The 16,767-nt window shown below is 63.5% G+C and carries 11 protein-coding genes and 1 tRNA gene; 6 read left to right on the top strand and 6 right to left on the bottom strand.

Annotation, left to right across the window (positions count from 1 at the left end):
• The first annotated feature begins 28 nt into the window (after positions 1–28).
• Complete coding sequence (locus OPIT5_27660) at positions 29–3,346, top strand: hypothetical protein (GenBank protein AHF94819.1); 3,318 nt, start codon at positions 29–31, stop codon at positions 3,344–3,346.
• Positions 3,347–3,439: 93 nt separating this feature from the next.
• On the opposite strand, the gene OPIT5_27655 is transcribed toward OPIT5_27660, so the two are convergent.
• Positions 3,440–3,610 (bottom strand): hypothetical protein, encoded by a 171-nt coding sequence (locus OPIT5_27655; GenBank protein AHF94818.1) that lies wholly within the window; start codon positions 3,608–3,610, stop codon positions 3,440–3,442.
• Positions 3,611–3,623: 13 nt separating this feature from the next.
• Between OPIT5_27655 and OPIT5_27650 the strand changes: the two genes are divergently transcribed.
• On the top strand, positions 3,624–5,447 hold the full coding sequence (locus tag OPIT5_27650; protein AHF94817.1) for a hypothetical protein: 1,824 nt from the start codon (positions 3,624–3,626) through the stop codon (positions 5,445–5,447).
• Positions 5,448–5,687: 240 nt separating this feature from the next.
• Here the strand turns inward: OPIT5_27650 and OPIT5_27645 are convergent, their stop codons facing one another.
• From OPIT5_27645 to OPIT5_27625, 5 genes are all read right to left on the bottom strand, one after another.
• Positions 5,688–7,982 (bottom strand): peptidase, encoded by a 2,295-nt coding sequence (locus OPIT5_27645; GenBank protein AHF93421.1) that lies wholly within the window; start codon positions 7,980–7,982, stop codon positions 5,688–5,690.
• Complete coding sequence (locus tag OPIT5_27640; GenBank protein ID AHF93420.1) at positions 7,979–9,316, bottom strand: hypothetical protein; 1,338 nt, start codon at positions 9,314–9,316, stop codon at positions 7,979–7,981. Before OPIT5_27640 ends, OPIT5_27645 begins: the two co-directional genes overlap by 4 nt.
• 144 nt (positions 9,317–9,460) lie before the next feature.
• Positions 9,461–11,077 carry a hypothetical protein gene (locus OPIT5_27635; protein AHF93419.1) on the bottom strand — a complete coding sequence of 539 codons (1,617 nt, stop codon included), beginning with the start codon at positions 11,075–11,077 and terminating at the stop codon, positions 9,461–9,463.
• 45 nt (positions 11,078–11,122) lie between these two features.
• On the bottom strand, positions 11,123–12,289 hold the full coding sequence (locus OPIT5_27630) for a translation initiation inhibitor (GenBank protein ID AHF93418.1): 1,167 nt from the start codon (positions 12,287–12,289) through the stop codon (positions 11,123–11,125).
• 521 nt (positions 12,290–12,810) lie between these two features.
• Positions 12,811–12,895 (bottom strand) — tRNA-Leu (locus OPIT5_27625).
• A 162-nt stretch (positions 12,896–13,057) separates the two neighbouring features.
• Here OPIT5_27625 and OPIT5_27620 point away from each other — a divergent pair.
• The 4 genes from OPIT5_27620 to OPIT5_27605 all read left to right on the top strand — a co-directional run bounded on the left by OPIT5_27620 (position 13,058) and on the right by OPIT5_27605 (position 16,716).
• On the top strand, positions 13,058–13,546 hold the full coding sequence (locus OPIT5_27620; GenBank protein AHF93417.1) for an AsnC family transcriptional regulator: 489 nt from the start codon (positions 13,058–13,060) through the stop codon (positions 13,544–13,546).
• 27 nt (positions 13,547–13,573) lie between these two features.
• On the top strand, positions 13,574–14,752 hold the full coding sequence (locus OPIT5_27615; GenBank protein AHF93416.1) for an aminotransferase A: 1,179 nt from the start codon (positions 13,574–13,576) through the stop codon (positions 14,750–14,752).
• Positions 14,753–14,890: 138 nt separating this feature from the next.
• Positions 14,891–15,115, top strand: a complete 225-nt coding sequence (locus OPIT5_27610) for a hypothetical protein (protein AHF93415.1) — start codon at positions 14,891–14,893, stop codon at positions 15,113–15,115.
• A 26-nt stretch (positions 15,116–15,141) separates the two neighbouring features.
• Positions 15,142–16,716 (top strand): GTP-binding protein, encoded by a 1,575-nt coding sequence (locus OPIT5_27605; protein AHF93414.1) that lies wholly within the window; start codon positions 15,142–15,144, stop codon positions 16,714–16,716.
• Positions 16,717–16,767: the final 51 nt, after the last annotated feature.

The following is a 16,767-nucleotide window of genomic DNA, read 5'->3' as shown; positions in this document are numbered from 1 at the left end:
AACAGACCGTTTCCGTAAGGTTGCAGCCATGATCCGTTGCTTCCCCTCTCTCGCCTCGTTGTTACGCACCCTGTGCCTGTTTGCGCTGCCGGTCGGCCTGTCGTACAGCGCCGCTGCGTCCACGACACCGCCGGCCTCGGGCTCCAAGCGTACGCTGCTGGTCCTCGTGACCATCGAGGGCAATGAAAACCTGCAAGGGTTCTTTGTGGATCCGTGGCTCCAGCAGGAGCTGGAGGCGCGGGGCTGGGTGATCGAAGGCCGCGGAATCGAGGAGGCCTGCCGGGAACATTTCGAGGCGGCCGATGCCGTTGTGCTTTTGCAGGAGCCATACGGAGTGAATATCAAGGGAGTGGAGGCGCTGCGTCGTCTTGCCCCGGAACTCGACCGTTACCTGCGCGGCGGAGGCGGTCTGCTCGTGATTTTCGATGATCGCTATTTTCAGGTTTTTTCTCCCGTCAACGAATTGCTGGCCCCGTACGGGGCCCGCTTCGTGCGCGAGGCCGTCATCGACAGCAACCCGGAAAACGTCTCCGCACTGAAAAACGACGACGGCGTCACCCTGTTCCGGACGCGCAACCTCGCGGCGAACCACCCCGTGACGGCCGGAATCGCTGCCATGGAGTTTCCGCAAACCGAAAACGGAAAGGACAGTTACCCGGTGATGCTCTCGCCGGAATGGACACCGCTCGTCCGCGCCGAAAAAACGGCGAGGTCGGAAGACATCTGGGCCGTCGATCGTCGCGGCAACTACGAGACTGAACCTGTCCTCGCCGCCGCCCGCATCGTGGACCAGGGGCGTCTGGTCGTGTTTGGCGCGCATTCCAGCCTGACGTTCCTGCACGGCTCTCACGATCGCTGGGATCACGGTCATTTTCTCAAGGCGGGCATGGCCGATTTTTTTGTCCGGACTCTCGACTGGCTGGATGAATCGCCCTCCTCCGCACACGGAAAAATGCCTGCCCTGACCGGCAATCCGACGCCTGCCACGGACCTCAGGCCGGTGCCGGCGGAACAGCAGGCGCCCGCGACCGACTGGAAAAAAGGCGTCATCGTTATCCTCGACGAAGAACCCGCTTCCCTGGAGCAGTGGGTTGGGGCATTGCGCGGAAAGCTGGACTGGGTGGCGCTTGTCTTGCCCGATACCGCCATCCCGGAGGAAGCGGACTTTGCGCGCTGGAAGTCGCTCTGTGCCCAGGCGTCCCGCCCGGATTTTCTGGTGATTCCCGGTGGCAAGGTGCTCGACAGTTTCCGCAATCCGATGGCCGCGCTCAACCCCGACAAGTGGCCGGTGCGTCGTACCCAGAGAGCGATCAACCACATCGCCCGCGAAATCGGCGGCCATCCGGTGCTGCTCACTCCCGACGAAAATCCCTGGCCGGTGGAAAATATCGGCGGTTTCCAGGGATTCGCGCTCGCCGAATACCGGGGTGGCGCGCTGCACCGCCTCAACCTCGAGACGTTCCGCAAGCTCCAGGCCGGCGACTGGTTTCTCGCCCCGCAGGTCGTGTTCTACGAAACCGGCCCCGAAGCGGTGGCCGCGGCTCTGGAGCAGGGCGCTTACCGGACGCAGGTTCCTGCCCGGGAGGTGAAGGATGTGCCGCTGAAAATGCCCTTCCTGTTTCACAACAAGCGCAACGTCGTCGTCTCGCGTGGTCCCGAAATCCGCCAGGCCGCGCTGACCGGGGACAGTCTGGTGGACGATCCGTGGGAGGGGCTCTATTATCTCTGGCGCGGTCCGCAGGATCACGCCGTGTATTCGATGGATGTACACAGTCTTCCGGAAAACGCCGAAGTGCGCATTTACCGGGACGAGCTTCTCTGGCGGCGTTATGTCCCCGGCGAGAGGAACTGGCAGCACAAGATCGAATTTGCCTCCACCGAATCGCTGCATTCCTGGTGGATGGAGATCTGGGACGGAGACCGGCTGGATGCGATCTCACCGGTGTCACGAAGCCGAAACTACGTCAACTGGGCGCACGGAGGCGGCGACCGCATGAACCTTTACCACAGCGTGGCGATATCCGACCCGAAGGGGCTGATCGTTGCTCACGGGCAGCGGGTGTCGGGTATCGGCGGACTCTTCTTTTTCCTCGGTTGGGGCGACACGCTGGCGCCGCGTCCGGCAATTACGGAAGCTTATCCGGCTGGTCACGAATGGGGGATTCCGTCCGGAGGAATCGAATACATCCGATTCGCGCCGCAGATCCACACCGGTGGAATTCGTGAATACACGGTCTCCAAACCTCGCCGCATCGGTTATGCGATGGTTTCGGAAAATGCCTCGGTCCTGCACGAAACCGTGGACCGGAAAGAAGCCCTGGTCGACGGCGTGCGCACCGTTGCTCCGGCCGAACTCGTCACCGCGCAAACGACCTTCACGGTTCCGGTCTGGGAGCCGGAGGGGCTGGTTTCGATCATTGTGGACATGACCCTCACCCCGCTGCGCGATCTTGATCCGGACGCCGCGTCGTCCATCCAGTTGGCCGAATTTGTCGGCCGCCTGAAAGGGTCTTTCGGGCAGGTCGCTGTCGGCCGTTCCACCTCCGCGCAGCCGATGGCTGAAAAACTTTTCAACATGGGGCCGGCTGCCGGACGGCACACCGGCCAGTGGTTCATGCTGCATCCCGATCCGCTGGGCTCACTGCTGATCGGAGGGCTGGATGACCGCAGCTACTCGTTGCAAGTAACCGCGTCGAGCAAGGGACCGAGAGGACGTTTTTATCTGCATCCCGAAAAGCGCGTGTGGAAGCGGGGCGACGCCATAAGCGTACGTTTTGTCGTCGCGATCACATCCGGGCAGGAAAGTGATCCGCCGGCTCTGGCCGCGGATGCGATGCGTGCCTGGCTGGGCGAGGGGACCGGGCTCCGGCTGGATTCAGGCAAGGTGAAGGCACATTCCGGCTATCTGGAAATGGTTGCGGAAAACGGCTTCGTCTCCGGCACGCTCGCCCCGTCCGGGTATCGCGTGGTTCCGTTGACCTGCAAAATCGGTGGCGGCTCGGATCGCCTGCCTGCCTACGGCATGTCGTTGGCCGGAACCACCGAAGGCACGTGGATTCCGCTCGGGCAGGAGGGCGGCTACATTTACCATACGATTCCGACCCGCACCGGGCGCCCTCTCAAGGCAGGCCTGCCGGTGAATTGCACCAACCCTGAATTGCAGGTGGATGTGAAGCGCATCACTGATGCTGCGGTGGAATTCTGGATACATAACCCGACGGCTATCGAGCAACGCGGCCGGCTGTCTCCCTCCGGGCTCATGGTGGAGGGCGCCGCCGCGTCCGCGAGCGAAGACCTCACGCTGGCGCCCGGCGAAGAGCGCCTGGTGGTTTTCAGGCGCTTCTGAAAATCCTGGCATGCCCTTCATTTGCCATGCTTCCCCATCCGTTTGTCCGCTTTTTGTCTGCATTCCTCTCATGAAAAACACATTTCACCTCCTTCAGTTCTGTCCCACCTGTCTCCCGGGTAGCGTTCGCATCCGGGCATTCGTCAGGCATGCGATGATCGTCCTGTCGACGATGCCGGTCATGATGTCTCCTGCGAAAGCAGCCGACATGCCGATATTGAAACCCCAAGCCGTTGCGAGAGCGGCGAGCCCGCAGGCGATCAACGGGTTTTCAAGTGTGGCCTGGGGACAGCAGATCGTGGCGGCTGAGACGCCGGGCGGCGAGGCTGCATGGCAGATTGCGCTCGTCCGCGGCGACAAAACCGTCCGGCAATTTCGTCTGGAGGAACACCTCCACCCGGCCGGTCCCGGCTGGCGGGCGGTCTTGCGCGCTCCGGACAGCGAACCGGCCGGGCGACTCGTGCTGGAGATGGAGCCCGTGCGGGAGACGATCGACGGTGTCGCCTGGGAGGGATTCCGTTATCGCTACGTCATCCCGGGCGATGCCGTGGCCGGCGCGGAGATCGAGGAGACCGTTCGCTGGCGGCTGGCGGCGACGGGGCGCGATCCGTCGTGGTGGATTCGAAGCGTGTACCTGGCGACCGAATATACGCCGGGTACGTCGCCCGCGTTTTCGACGGGCGCGGGGAATCTGTTGCATGGCCGGTTTGGCAAGATAATCCCGTTCGATTTTCATGAGGGAGAGGGAAGCGCCCTGCTGGTTTACCCGGAAAAGGCGGCGTTGATCCTGAACCGGACCGAGGCGCGTGCCGGGGAAACGCCGGCGGTGACCGACCGTTTTTTGCTGACGCCGGATAACCGCGCTACGGTCTGGAAACGGGTGCTGGTTGCCCGGAAATGGCCGACGTCGCGGCTGGAGCGGATCAACCGGTTCAACCGGCTCTGGCTGGCGTTGACCGACCGTTATCGCGAGGAAGCCGGCCTGCCTCCGCTGGCGCCACCCGTTCCCTGTCTCGTGGTGGGGCCGCGGTTCGAACTGGCCGAAGCCCTGCTGCCTCGCATCCGGGAGCTCGGTTTCGGCGCGATTTCCGTGGGGCCGATCTGGAAAAGCAGCGCCACCGAAGGCGGTAAACGGGCAAGCATGTCGGTTTACGACTTTTCCGTCGCGGAACGCTGGGGCGGCATCGAGGGGCTGCGCGCGCTGTGCCGGAAGGCAGCGGAATACGACATCAAGGTCGTGAGCTGGTTTCCGTCGTTTCATCTCTCGGACGAATCACCCCTGCTCGCGGCGCATCCGGAGTGGAAGGCGATGTCCGCGCGCTCCGATCTGTATGACGACAAGCTGGTGCCGCTCGATCTTTCCAGTCCGGAATTGCGGGCTTATCTCCGGCAACAACTGAAACCCGTGCGCGAGGCAGGCGTGTCGGGATTCTGGCTCGATTCGTTTCACAATTTCGGGGTCGAGGTGGTTCGTCGGCGCGATGCAAACGGGGGCGGCAACGGGCGCCAGCCGGTTTTCCCGTGGTTTCTGGAAACCGTGCGCGAATTGCAGGACACGGGATTCGATCTCTATGCGGAGGCGCTCACGCCCTTCGGTATTTCATCGTTCGGAATGATCGGCGGCCGGCTTCCGTTTTTTCGGAAGTCGGAGTACCGCGCCCTTGTGATGAGCCCCTACGTCGATGAAGTGCAGGGCGGATCGAAAATGGAAGGGGTCGATTATTTTTCGCTACTGGCGTTCGGAACTCCTGTCCTGCTGTCCAACCACCTGTGGCCGCAGCGGGCCGGGATCTGGGCGTTTACTCTGGAGCAGCAGACAAACCTGAAAAGATGGCATGCCCAGTATGGCAAGGCGCTTCCCGGGATGAAGAGACTCCACGGCCTTGTGGAGGGCGGGAAAGCGGTTTTGTGGAAAAGTGATGATGATGCCGGCATACTTTTTGCGCTTGAAGATATTCCCCTGTCCACCGGATCGGGCACGGGTATTATAAATCTCGATACAGGAGCGGAGTTGTCTTCCGCCGATCCGGTCCTGCTTTCGGCCGGCACCATTTATCGGCTTGAAAAAAACGCCATGGCGCGCCTGGCGGGAGCCAGATAATCAGGGCCGATGCCCATGACTTGCTTGCCGAAACGTTCACAGCTCATGCCAAGCGTGGAATGGAGCACGGGCCGATGACGATTACGGTGTGCCGTTGCTGGTGGAGAGGATAGTCACAACGATGACAACCCTGTGAGCCATCACTGGACGGCGGGCTTCGGCCGGACTTCGTTCGCCTTGCGTGGATGGCCGGGCAGGTCGGGCCGGCATTGCATTTTGCCTGCGCCCGCAACATCCCCTTCAGTCGCCCGGTCCCGCAGGCGCAGGGGCGGGGAGGATGCGGAAGGGGAGGGCGGGGGCGGTAGCGGTAATTTTTTGGCCTTTGGCGCGCTGCGTGCCTTCAATGATAAAAACACCTTCGCCGCCGACGCGTTTGGGGTCGGTGCAGCGGATTTTTATGACACCGCCGGTTTCTTGCGCAGTGACGGGAGCGGCGGTCACGACAATGCCTTTGCCGGCACGCGTGGCGGTGACGCGCACGGGGGTCTGGAATTTCTGTTTTCCTTCGCGGAGCACGCGTATCGGTATTTCAACTTCAGTGTCGAGAGGCAGTTCGAGCGGACCGGCGTCGGCGGGGCGGGCGAGTTCCACGCGGAAGGGGGCAGGCGGACCCACAACGAGGTAACTTTGTGCAACGGGAACGGTGTGCGTGTAGAAAAACGCCTGCATGAGCTCCTCGGCGGCACTGACGTCGTGGCGCACACGCCTGGGCTCGCCGCCATGGGCGGGGTCGGGGATGTCGGCTTCGGCAAAGAAGCGGGGTTTGTAAACGCCTGGTTCGGCGTCGGCAGGGACGGCGAGGGTGAGGATGGCGGTGTTTTTGCCGGCGGGAACGGTCGCGGAGCCGAGTTCGAAACCGGAGGGGAGCCCTTCAAGGTGGAGAGTGATGGGACCGTCGAACCCGTCGATGCGAAAGGCACGGAGTTGCACGACGACGTTGCCACCGGCGGGGACGCTGAGGTTATCGGGCAGGACACGGAGCTCGTAGTCGGGTTGCGGGGGAGCGACGCGGAGGCGGTAGGCGTATTCGGGTCCGCCCTGGCCTTGGGTGTCTTCGATGAAGATATGGAAGGTGCCATCGGCGGGCGCGGTGAAGTCGATACGGGGGTCGGCGTGGTGGGTGACGAGACCGTAGCGTTCGTCCTTCACATCGTCGCTGGAGGGCGGGCCGGAGCGGCGGGGCTTGGGTTTGCCGGCGGCGAGGGCGGCGGCTTCGGCGGCGTTGGCAGCCTGGGTGAAGGGTTTTTGCGGGCCGATGCGGAGTTTGGCGTCGAGGGGGGAGCCGAGGCGGCGGGCCATGACATCGAGGACGAGGCGGTCGCCTTTCCTGGCGGTGAAGGTGTAGCAGTCGGTATCGCCGGGGACATCCATACGGCCATTGATGACCACGGGGGGAGTAATGCGCTGGGCATTACGGGGGTTATTGTTTGGCTCTTTCTTTTCAAGGATTTCGGGGAGGATGCCGATTTCGAAGGGGAGTTTGTTGGTGGGGCCGAGCGGGGTGGTGTCGTCTCCGATCGCCCAGGTGCCGGGGGGCTGGCCGGTAAAGTCGCGATGCCAGGTGAGAGTGGTGCCGGCTCCGGAGTCCGGGATGCGGGTTTCGGAAGTCGGGTTTTCCGCCAGGTTGATGCCGCGGGCGGTAATGACGGCGGGGGCGGGCGGCGAGCCGAGCGGAAAAATATCGGTGACGAAGGGGAGGCGGCCGATGGTGAGGCGGTAAACGAGATCTTCGCGGCCGCGGGAGAGGGCGTCCCATATTTCGACGATGTAGTCGCCGGTGGCCGGGACGGTCCAGAGGAGGACAGGGTCGGGATCGAAGCGGAAGTCGTCCACCTCGGCGATCTTTTTGCCGGTGGCGGCGTCGTGGAGCGCCATACGAGCCTGGAACCAGCCGGGAACGGCATCGGCGAGGTAGGGTTTGATCGCACGGGCGCGAGCCTGGAGGAGGAGTTGCTGGCCGGCTTCGGCGTGGAAGCGGAAGTGATCGCGGTCGGCGTTGGTGATCTGGCCGTTGACTGTGACGGGGAGAGAGGGAAGGGGAAAGGCCTGGGCAAGGGTGTCGTTGGGTTCTTTTTCCAAAACTTCGGGGAGACGTCCGATTTCGAAGCGGAAGCGGTTGGAGAGGCCGGCGTCGGCCATGATGCGGAGGTCGCGGGTGCCGGGGGCGGCGTCGGGGGAGAGGGTGAGACGGAGGCGTGCGGTCTGCGAGGCGACTTCGTCGCGTTTTTTGGCTTCGTTGATCTGGGCGGTCGTGGGCTGCGCGATGGTGATGACTTCGCCGGTGACGCCTTCGCCGCTGATCCAGACTTCACGGGCGCCTTCGAGGGTTTTGCCTCCAAGGGTGATTTCGATCGTCTGCCCGGCGGGAGAACCGGCGGGATAAAGGTATTCGATGTAGGGGGCGGCGAGTGACGCTGGCACGAAGAAAAAAGCCGAAAGGCTGAAAACTGAAATGCTGAAATGGATGCGGGCGGGGGGCATGGGTGTGAGCGAGGAGTCTTTGTGCGGGTTGATTTCAGTTTTTCGGCTTTTCACGAAAGGATTTCGGTAAGGGGGTTGGCGGGTGTGGTGGTTGGCGGGACGAGGGGGGCGGTGGTGCCACGGGGATGCGGCAGGGTATCGGCGGGGTTGATACCGAGCTGGCGGTAGATGCTGGCGGAGAGGTCGCCAGGGCTGATGATACGCTTGATGACTTTTTCGCCGCGGGGATCGGTTTCCCCGACAACCTGGCCGCCCGCGAAGCCGCCGCCGGCGATGGCCCAGGAGAAGGCGGCTCCGTAGTGGTTGCGGCCTCCGTTCCAGGGCGGGTCCATGAGAAACCTGGGGGTGCGGCCAAATTCGCCGCCGCAGGTGACGATGGTGGTGTCGAGCATGCCGCGCCGGGCGAGGTCGGTGAGGAGGGCGGAAAATCCGCGGTCGAGGTCGGGCATGAGTTTTTTGTAGCGGTCGGCCTGGTCGCGGTGGGTGTCCCAGCCGCGCATGTTGACGGTGACATAGGCGACGCCGTTTTCGACGAGTCGGCGGGCCTGGAGGCAGGCGCGGCCAAATTCGCTTTTGCCGTAGAGTTCCCGGATGGATTCGGGTTCCTGCGAGATGTCGAAGGCGGCGCGGGATTTGCCCAAAACCATTTCGCGGGCCTGGTCGCGGTAGTAGTCGTCTTCTTCGAAGAGGTCTTTTTCGGTGTGGCCGAAGGCGTCGAGGTCGGAGAGGAGAGCGGCGCGGGTCTCGAGGCGGCTGCGTTCGGCGTCGGTCGCGGGGTCGCTGAGGTTGCCGGGAACAAAGGTGCGGTATCGGGGGCCGAGGAAACCGGCCTCGGAGAAGCGTCCGATGGCGACGGGAACGGTCATGTAGGGCGGGAGGGAGCGGCCTTTGAGGAGGCCGGTTTCTTCCATTTTGCGGGCAACGACGGCGCCCATGGAGGGATACACGAGGTCGGCTCCGGGGCGGGTGCCGGTTTGCATCATGTAGGTGGCGGTTTCGTGGCCGTTGGTATTGTGGGAGAGTCCGCGGAGGAGGCTGTATTTGTCGGCGTGGCGGGCGGTGAGGGGGAGGAGTTCGTTGATCCGGATGCCATCGATGTTGGTGTCGATGGCCTTGCGCCAGGGGCCGGTATAGTCGGCGGGGGCGCCGGGTTTGGGATCGAAGGTATCGAGGTGCGAGGGACCGCCGAAGAGGAACAACTGGATGACGGCTTTGGCGCGGGCGCCGGGAGCGGGGGTGGCCCGGAGCCAGGGGGCGAGGGCGAGTCCGCCGATGGTGAGGGCGCCGATGCGCAAAAAGTCGCGGCGGGTGACGAGATCGAAGGCGCGGCGCCAGGCGGCATCTTCGTCGTGGTCGTGATGCTGGCAGAGTGGGTCGTGGGTGTGCATGGAGGGGGGGAATTTTTCGATTTCGGATGACGGGCTGTCGCTATCGCCCGGTACTCGATTTTCGGTTGGGTGCTGTCGCGTCGTTGGTGATGTGTGGTTGGCGGAGGGTAATCAAAAATCGGGGATCGAAATTCGAAGATCCGGTCAGTGGTTGTAGAGGAATTCCCTGGTGTTGATGAGGGCCCAGACGACGTCCCGGGCAGGGGCAAGCATGGGGGGCGTCTTCGATTTGGCGGTGGCGGCGGCGGAGGGTGGCGCAGGGGTGAGGTGCCGGACGACACGGGCGCGTTCGGCGGCAGTGGGGTAACGGGAGAGGAGGGAGAGATAAAACTCGTCGGCGAGAGCGGCGGGATCGGCGGCGTGTTTTTTCACGAGCGCGGCGACGCCTCCGTTGCGTTTCTCGATCTTGGAGTTGAGGGCTTTGGAATCGAGAAGGTAGAGGGCCTGCGCCATCGAGGGCGAGCGGTCGCGTTCGTAGGCGTAGGAGGTGTCGCGGGCGGGACGGCCAAAGGTTTCGAGGAAGCCGGTGGTGACGCTGGCGTCGGGATTCTGGACGGCGCGGAAATCGTCGGGCCAAAAGGCGTAGGGTTCGGGGATGCGGCTGGAAAAACTTTCGTAGGCTCCGGTGAGGGAACCGATGGCGTCGGCCAGGAGTTCGGCGTCGAGGCGGCGGGGGTGATAGTGGGACCAGGCATCGCCGTCGGCACGATTGGTCTCGTTGCGGCGACTGGAGCGCTGCCAGGTGTCGGAGGTGGCGATGAAGCGGAGCAGGGAGCGGAGGCTGTAGTTGTTTTCTGTTACATGACGGGAGAGGAGCGCGAGGAGGTCGGGATCGACGGGAGGATTGTCGGGGCGGACATCATCGACGGGTTGCGTGATGCCGCGTCCGAAGAGCGCGGCCCAGGTGCGGTTGGCGAGGTTGGCGGCGTACCAGGGGTTGTCGGGTGCGGTCAACCAGTCGGCGACGATTTTGCGGGGGTTCTGCGAACGGGCGAAAGTGGCGGGGAGTGGGGTGGCGGATGATGCGTCGGTGGCGGCGGGCAGGGCGGGTTCGATGACGTCCCCGGTGACGGGGTCGCGATAGGCGGGCCAGTTGCCGGCGAAGTAAACGACTTCTTCTTTCCATTCGTCGGTGCGTTTGTAGCGGATGTCGGTGAAGAAGGCGGCGAAGGCCCGGGCTTCGGGGCTGGCGGGATCGAGGCGCACGCCCATGAAAACGAGGGCAACGCTTTCGGCGATGGCGGCGGGGGTGCGTTTCTGGAGGGCGCGGTAGAAATTTACGGGAGGGGCGCGGAAGTTGCTGCCGGAGGTGAGGAGAAGGTCGCGGGTGATCTGGTCGAAGGGAGTGTCGGCGGCGAGGGCGGCGCGGAGCCAGGCATGGTAGGCCTGGACGGCGTTGGGCCAGAGGTTGCTGGGAAATTCGCTTTTGATGCGGAGGGTGTCGGACCAGCGCATGGCCCAGTAGTCGGCGAACTGGGGTTGTTGGAAGATCCAGTCGATGAGCCGGGTGCGTTTGAGAGGGGAGGGCGCGGGGTTTTGGAGGAAGCGCCGGGCCTGGTCGGCGGTGGGGAGCGTGCCCATGAGGTCGAGGCAGGCGCGGCGAAGAAATTCTTCGTCCGTGCACAGGGGGGAGGGAGTGATGGAAAGGGCGGCGAGGCGGCGATTGACGAGGGTGTCGATGGGGTGTGCCGCGAAAAGGCTGAAGGCGTGCAGGGCGGAAAGGCTGAAGAAAATGAGGCGGAGGAAACGGTGGTGTTTCATGGCGGGGACGGGAGGGAAGAGGAGCGGGGGGGCGGTTACCGGTTGTTAAGCCTTTCGGGTTTCCGTCGTTCCATCCTTTGCCTTCCAGGCATCGAGTTCGATTTCGAAAAGGAGGTCGTCGCGGCAGATGTCGCAGTGGGCATGGATTGCAGGGAGAGGCGGGAGGCCGAGGGCGGTGCGGCGGGTTTCGAAACGGGGCATCCAGGAAATGTCGGGGAAGTAGAGGATGGCGCGGGCGACGTCGGTCCAGGCCATGTCGCGCGATTCAAGGATGGCGGCCACGACGCGGAGGGAGAGGTCGATCTGGGAGTCGAGGTCGCCAGGGTGGGCGGTGCGGCCACCGGGTTCGATGCTGGCGGTTCCGGAGACAAGGAGGTGGCGCCCGTCGGGGGTCGTGATTTCAACGGCACGGCTGAAGGCGCTTTTGTAGTCGTAGGCGGCACACTGGAGAGGCGAAGCGACAGCGCGGGTTTCGAGAGGGGTGGGGGTCGGCGTGGTGGCGGCGGAGGGAAAGGGGGCGACGGCAAGGGCGTCGAGCGTGAGGGCGGCGCCGGCGGAGTTGGAGGCTCCGATGCCGGTGCTGGCCGGGACGAGGGTGCCGAAGACGTTGTTGGCGGTGAAAAAGGCGTTCCGGACACGGTTGAAGTCGGCGTACCAGTCGAGGATATGATCGTTGAAAAACCAGGTGCGGACGAGGTTGCGGAGGGAGAAGCCGTTGGTTTCGAGACGTGTCTTGAGGGTCTCCCAGAGCGCGGCCGATTGTACGTCGCGGGGGGCGGAAATGTCGGGAGGGACGAGCGCCCCGAGGAGAAGGTACCGGGCGCTGCCGGTTTCCCAGGTGACACCGCAGGGAGCGCCGCCGATGTCGGTTTGCAGGCGGGTGAAGGAGCGGGCGGGGAGGGCGCAGAGGCGGGCGCTCCGGACGTCGCCGGCCGGGGTGTCATGGCGACCCAGATACGTGACGGGGAAACCGGTGTGGAGGGAGGCGCCGGTTTTGGGGTGACAGAAGGCATTGGCCTGGACGGGTACGAGTCCGTAGCGGTCGGCGGCTTCCTGAAGACGGACAAGGAGGGCGCCAACTGTTTCGCCGGTGCGGGCGTTTGCGGAGAAGGCAACGAGGCCACCGGTGAGCGGGGCGATGTGGATGCCGTTTTCCGCGCGGGCGAGGGTCTTGATGGCGGCCGGAGTCGGGGACAGGAGGGTGGATGACATGTGGGCGACGGGGGGAAAGGGGAACAGGCGGGACGAGGGTGTGCGTGATGATCGGAGAGCTTCTGACCCGGGCAATTGACCTGCAACCGGTGCGAGGGTCAATGCAGACGAGGATGTATGACGGATGCAACATGCTATGGTTTCAGTCGTTACGAAACCTAATAGGGCTGATAATGATTCGTGTAAGGGCTTGCGTCAGACGGGACACGGGAGGAACAGACGGAGGGACGGCGGAAAGATCGGAAAAAGATTGGGTGGCGTTCGGGGACCGGAGAGGGCGCGGCCCGGCCGGATCCCTGGAACGCCAATGCAGATCTTTACCCGTAGATGATAAATACGCCTGACTGGCCAGATCATCGAATCACCGCTGCAGACTCCGGCAACATCCTCCGCGAAGGTCATCACAAGACTTCCCGGCGCCCGTCCCATGCCAGCTACCGTACCGCATTCAGGATACAGGTTCCGGATCTCGTCAGTTTCGTAACATACGAAAGTCGCGCTGGTTGGCGCGGCTTTTAAACTGGTGCTCAGGAAGGGACTCGAACCCTTACGCCTTTCGGCACACGCCCCTCAAACGTGTGTGTCTACCAATTCCACCACCTGAGCAATAAAATGACTGACTGAGAAAGAGGAAGGCGGACTAAGATAAATCCCCCGCAGCGTGTAAAGACACTTTTTGAAGGTTTTTTCATCTTCCTGCGTTCTTCGCGCTTTCATGCGATTTTCCCCTCGTCAACACGGCCCGCCTCCTGCGAATGTCGGCACCCTATGAACCCTGTTCTGAAGCTGTTACTCGAAGGCGGCAGTCTCTCCACCGCGCAAATGGCGCAGGTGGCCGGCCTGTCCGTCCCCGAAGTCGAACAGCACCTGGAACAGTTGAAGAAAGATAAAATCTTCCTCGGCTGGCGTCCGGTGCTCGATCTCTCCCAGGAGACCGCCGCCGCTGCCGCCGTCCGCGCCGTCATCGAGGTCAAGGTCACTCCGGAACGCGGGGGAGGATTCAACCGCTTTGCCGAGCGCATCGCGCGTTTCGACGAAGTCGAGTCCTGCTACCTCATGTCGGGCGCGTACGACCTGCTCGTCTTCGTACGGGGCCAGTCGTTGCAGAAGGTCGCCGCTTTCGTTTCGGAAAAACTCAGCACGGTCGAAGGCGTGCTCTCCACGGCCACGCACTTCATGCTGCGCTGCTACAAGGAGCAGGGCTTCCTGCTCAACGTCGAGGAGGGACCGTCGGTCCGTCTCAACGTCACTCCGTAAAACCGTCGCAACACACATTTTTCCGATATGAGCACCGACGACCCGAAACGTTGGGTAGCGGGCCACGTGGCCTCGTTGCCCAAAAGCGGCATCCGCGATTTCTTCGAACTGGTGGCCAAAATGAAAGGCCAGGACGTGATTTCCCTCGGCGTGGGCGAACCCGATTTCGTCACCCCGTGGCACGTCCGCGAGGCCGCCATCTACGCCCTCGAGCGCGGCAAGACCTACTACACCTCCAATCTCGGCCTGATCGAGCTGCGCCGGGCGATCTCGACCTACGTGGGCGAGCACTTCGGCATCGGTTACCGGCCCGAAGACCAGATCCTCGTCACCGTCGGCGTGAGCGAGGCGCTCGACCTCGCCTTCCGCGCCTTCTGCAACCCGGGCGACAAGGTGATGTATCACCAGCCCTGCTACGTCTCCTATCATCCGAGCGTCTCGCTCGTGCACGGGATCGGCATCGCCGTGCCGACGTATGCGAAGGACAACTTCGCCCTCACCGCCGAGGCCCTCCGCGCCGCCTGGCAACCGGGTGCGAAGATCCTCATGCTCAACCTCCCGTGCAACCCCACCGGCGGCACCTGCAGCGTGGAACAGCTCACGAAGATCGCCGAATTCGTCCGCGAGAAAGATCTCCTCGTCCTCAGCGACGAGATCTACTCCGAACTCACCTTCGACGGCGTGCACACCAGCATCGCCAGCCTGCCCGGCATGGCCGAGCGCACGATTTTCCTGCATGGTTTTTCCAAAGCCTTCGCGATGACCGGCTGGCGCATCGGCTACGCCTGCGGCCCCGCCGTGCTCATCGACGCCATGATGAAGGTCCACCAGTACGCCATGATGTGCGCCTCGATCATCGCCCAGGAGGGCGCGCTCGAGGCGTTGCAACGCGGTTGGGACAACGTCTGCAAGATGCGCGAGCAATACCACCGCCGCCGCGACCTCGTCGTGCGCCGCTTCAACGAAATCGGCCTCACCTGCCACTCGCCACGCGGTTCGTTCTACGCCTTCCCGCACGTGTCCGGCACCGGCCTCACGGAAAAGGAATTCGCCGTCGGCCTGCTCGAAAAGGAAAAGGTCGCCGTCGTCCCGGGCACGGCCTTCGGCGAGAATGGCACCGGCCACGTCCGCGCCTGCTTCGCCACCAGCTACGAACAACTCATCGACGCCTGCGACCGCATCGAGCGCTTCGTCAACGGCGTATAATAAAACACCGACGCCCTCAGCCGCCGGCAGCCCTTCACCCGGCTCCGGCAGCAACACCCGCCGGTCATCAATTATCCGATACAAAAACCCGACCGATCAATCATGAGCCAGACATCCGACAAACCGAACAACAAGACCATGGCCGAGTACTACATCCGCGGCCTCACCGGAGGCTTCGTGGCCGCTGCCGAGGTCATCGCCTGGGCCGACGAGGTCATCGTGGCCGCTCCCAAAACCGAAGACTGGATGCTCGACATCTCCACCTGCGGCCCCGACGACCGCATGGATGTCCTGCACCACCTGCATGCCGTCCAGGGCGAGGTTGACCAGGCCGCGCTCGACCAGCTTCTCGCCGGAAAATAATCCGCGGAAAACACATCACCCAAACCATGTCACGCACCGTTGCCATTGTCGGCCGTCCCAATGTTGGAAAAAGCCGCCTTTTCAACCGGCTGGCCCGTCGTCGCATTTCCATCGTGCACGACCAGCCGGGCGTCACGCGTGACGTCATTTCCACCGAGATCGCCGACGGCGCCTGGACGCTGCTCGATACGGGGGGACTCGGGCTCAAGGGCGGCGAGTCCACCGTCGAGCTCATCGCCGCGTCCGAAAAACAGGTCGCTTTCGCCATCGACACATCCGACCTGATCCTGTTTGTCGTCGATGGCCTCGAGGGACTCACCGCGCTCGATACCCGCATCGCGCAGATGCTGCGCAAGTCGAAGAAAGACGTGCTCCTCGTCGTCAACAAGGCTGACTTCAACGACGAGAAGATTGACCTCGCCGAGGTCTATCGCCTCGGGCTTGGCGAACCGGTGCGCATCTCCGCCGAGCATGGCAACGGCGAACCCGAACTCCGGGCCGCGATCCTCGACCGTCTCGGTCCGCCGCCCGCCGCCGAAGGCGAAACCGACCCTGGCGAAGCCGGCGTGTCCGCCCCCGAAGGTCTCCCCGGTTTCAGCCGCCGCTCTTCCGCCGATCCGCTTTGCGTCTGTTTCATCGGCCGTCCCAATGTCGGCAAGTCCTCGCTCGGCAACCGTCTCCTCAAGAGCGATCGTCTCATCGTCAGTAATGTTCCGGGCACTACGCGCGACGCCATCGAGCTGCCTTTCAGTTTCTGCGGACGCGACGGCCGCCAGTATCCGTTCCTGCTCATCGACACCGCCGGCATCAAGGCGCAGACCAAGCTCGCTTCGCCGGTCGAGTATTTCTCGCGCCTGCGCTCGCTCGACGCCATCCAGCGCGCCGACGTGGTATTTCTCGTGCTCGACGCCCTCGATGGCGTCACCCAGCAGGACAAGGCCATTGCCGGCGAGGCCATCAAGGAGCGCAAGCCGATCATCGTGATCGTCAACAAGTGGGACCTCGTGCAGGAAGCATTCCGGAAACCGGAGGGCATCCGCGGCTACAAGAACGAGCGCGACTACCGCGAGAAGTACGAAAAGGCGCTTTTCGACCGGCTCTTTTTCACGCCCGGATCGCCGGTCATTTTTGTGTCGGCGCTCGGCGACATGGAGATCGACCGGATGCTCAACGCCGCCGTGCGGCTCCATCGGCTTCTCGATAAAAAAATCCCCACTGCGAAGCTCAACCAGCTCATCGGCCACCTGACCGACCGCACCCCGCCGCCAGCCATCGGCGGCCGCCGCTTCCGCGCCTATTACTGCACCCAGACCGGCACCCGTCCGTTTCGCATCAAAATCTTTTGCAACCGCGAGGAACGGCTTCCCGAAAACTACCGTCGTTACCTGGAAGCGGGCATCGTGGAAGAGTTTGGTCTGTCCGGTTGTCCGGTGTACTTCGAACTCGTCGGCAAACCGAAGCACGAACCCGGCACCCCTTATCGCGGCAAGGCCGCCCGCGGCGAAGCCGTGGAGCCGAAGTGGAAGACCCGCGAAAAAACCGATGCCGACGAGGACGCCGATGCCTCCGGTCCGGAGGAGTCCGGACTCGAAGAGTGGTGACGACGGCACCCGCCAGGGGAACACCGGAGAGCCGGAGAGACGATCCATTGG

The sequence above is a fragment of the Opitutaceae bacterium TAV5 genome (assembly GCA_000242935.3).
In the GTDB taxonomy this organism is placed as follows: domain Bacteria; phylum Verrucomicrobiota; class Verrucomicrobiia; order Opitutales; family Opitutaceae; genus Geminisphaera.
This window is presented reverse-complemented; position numbering and strand designations above follow the sequence as displayed.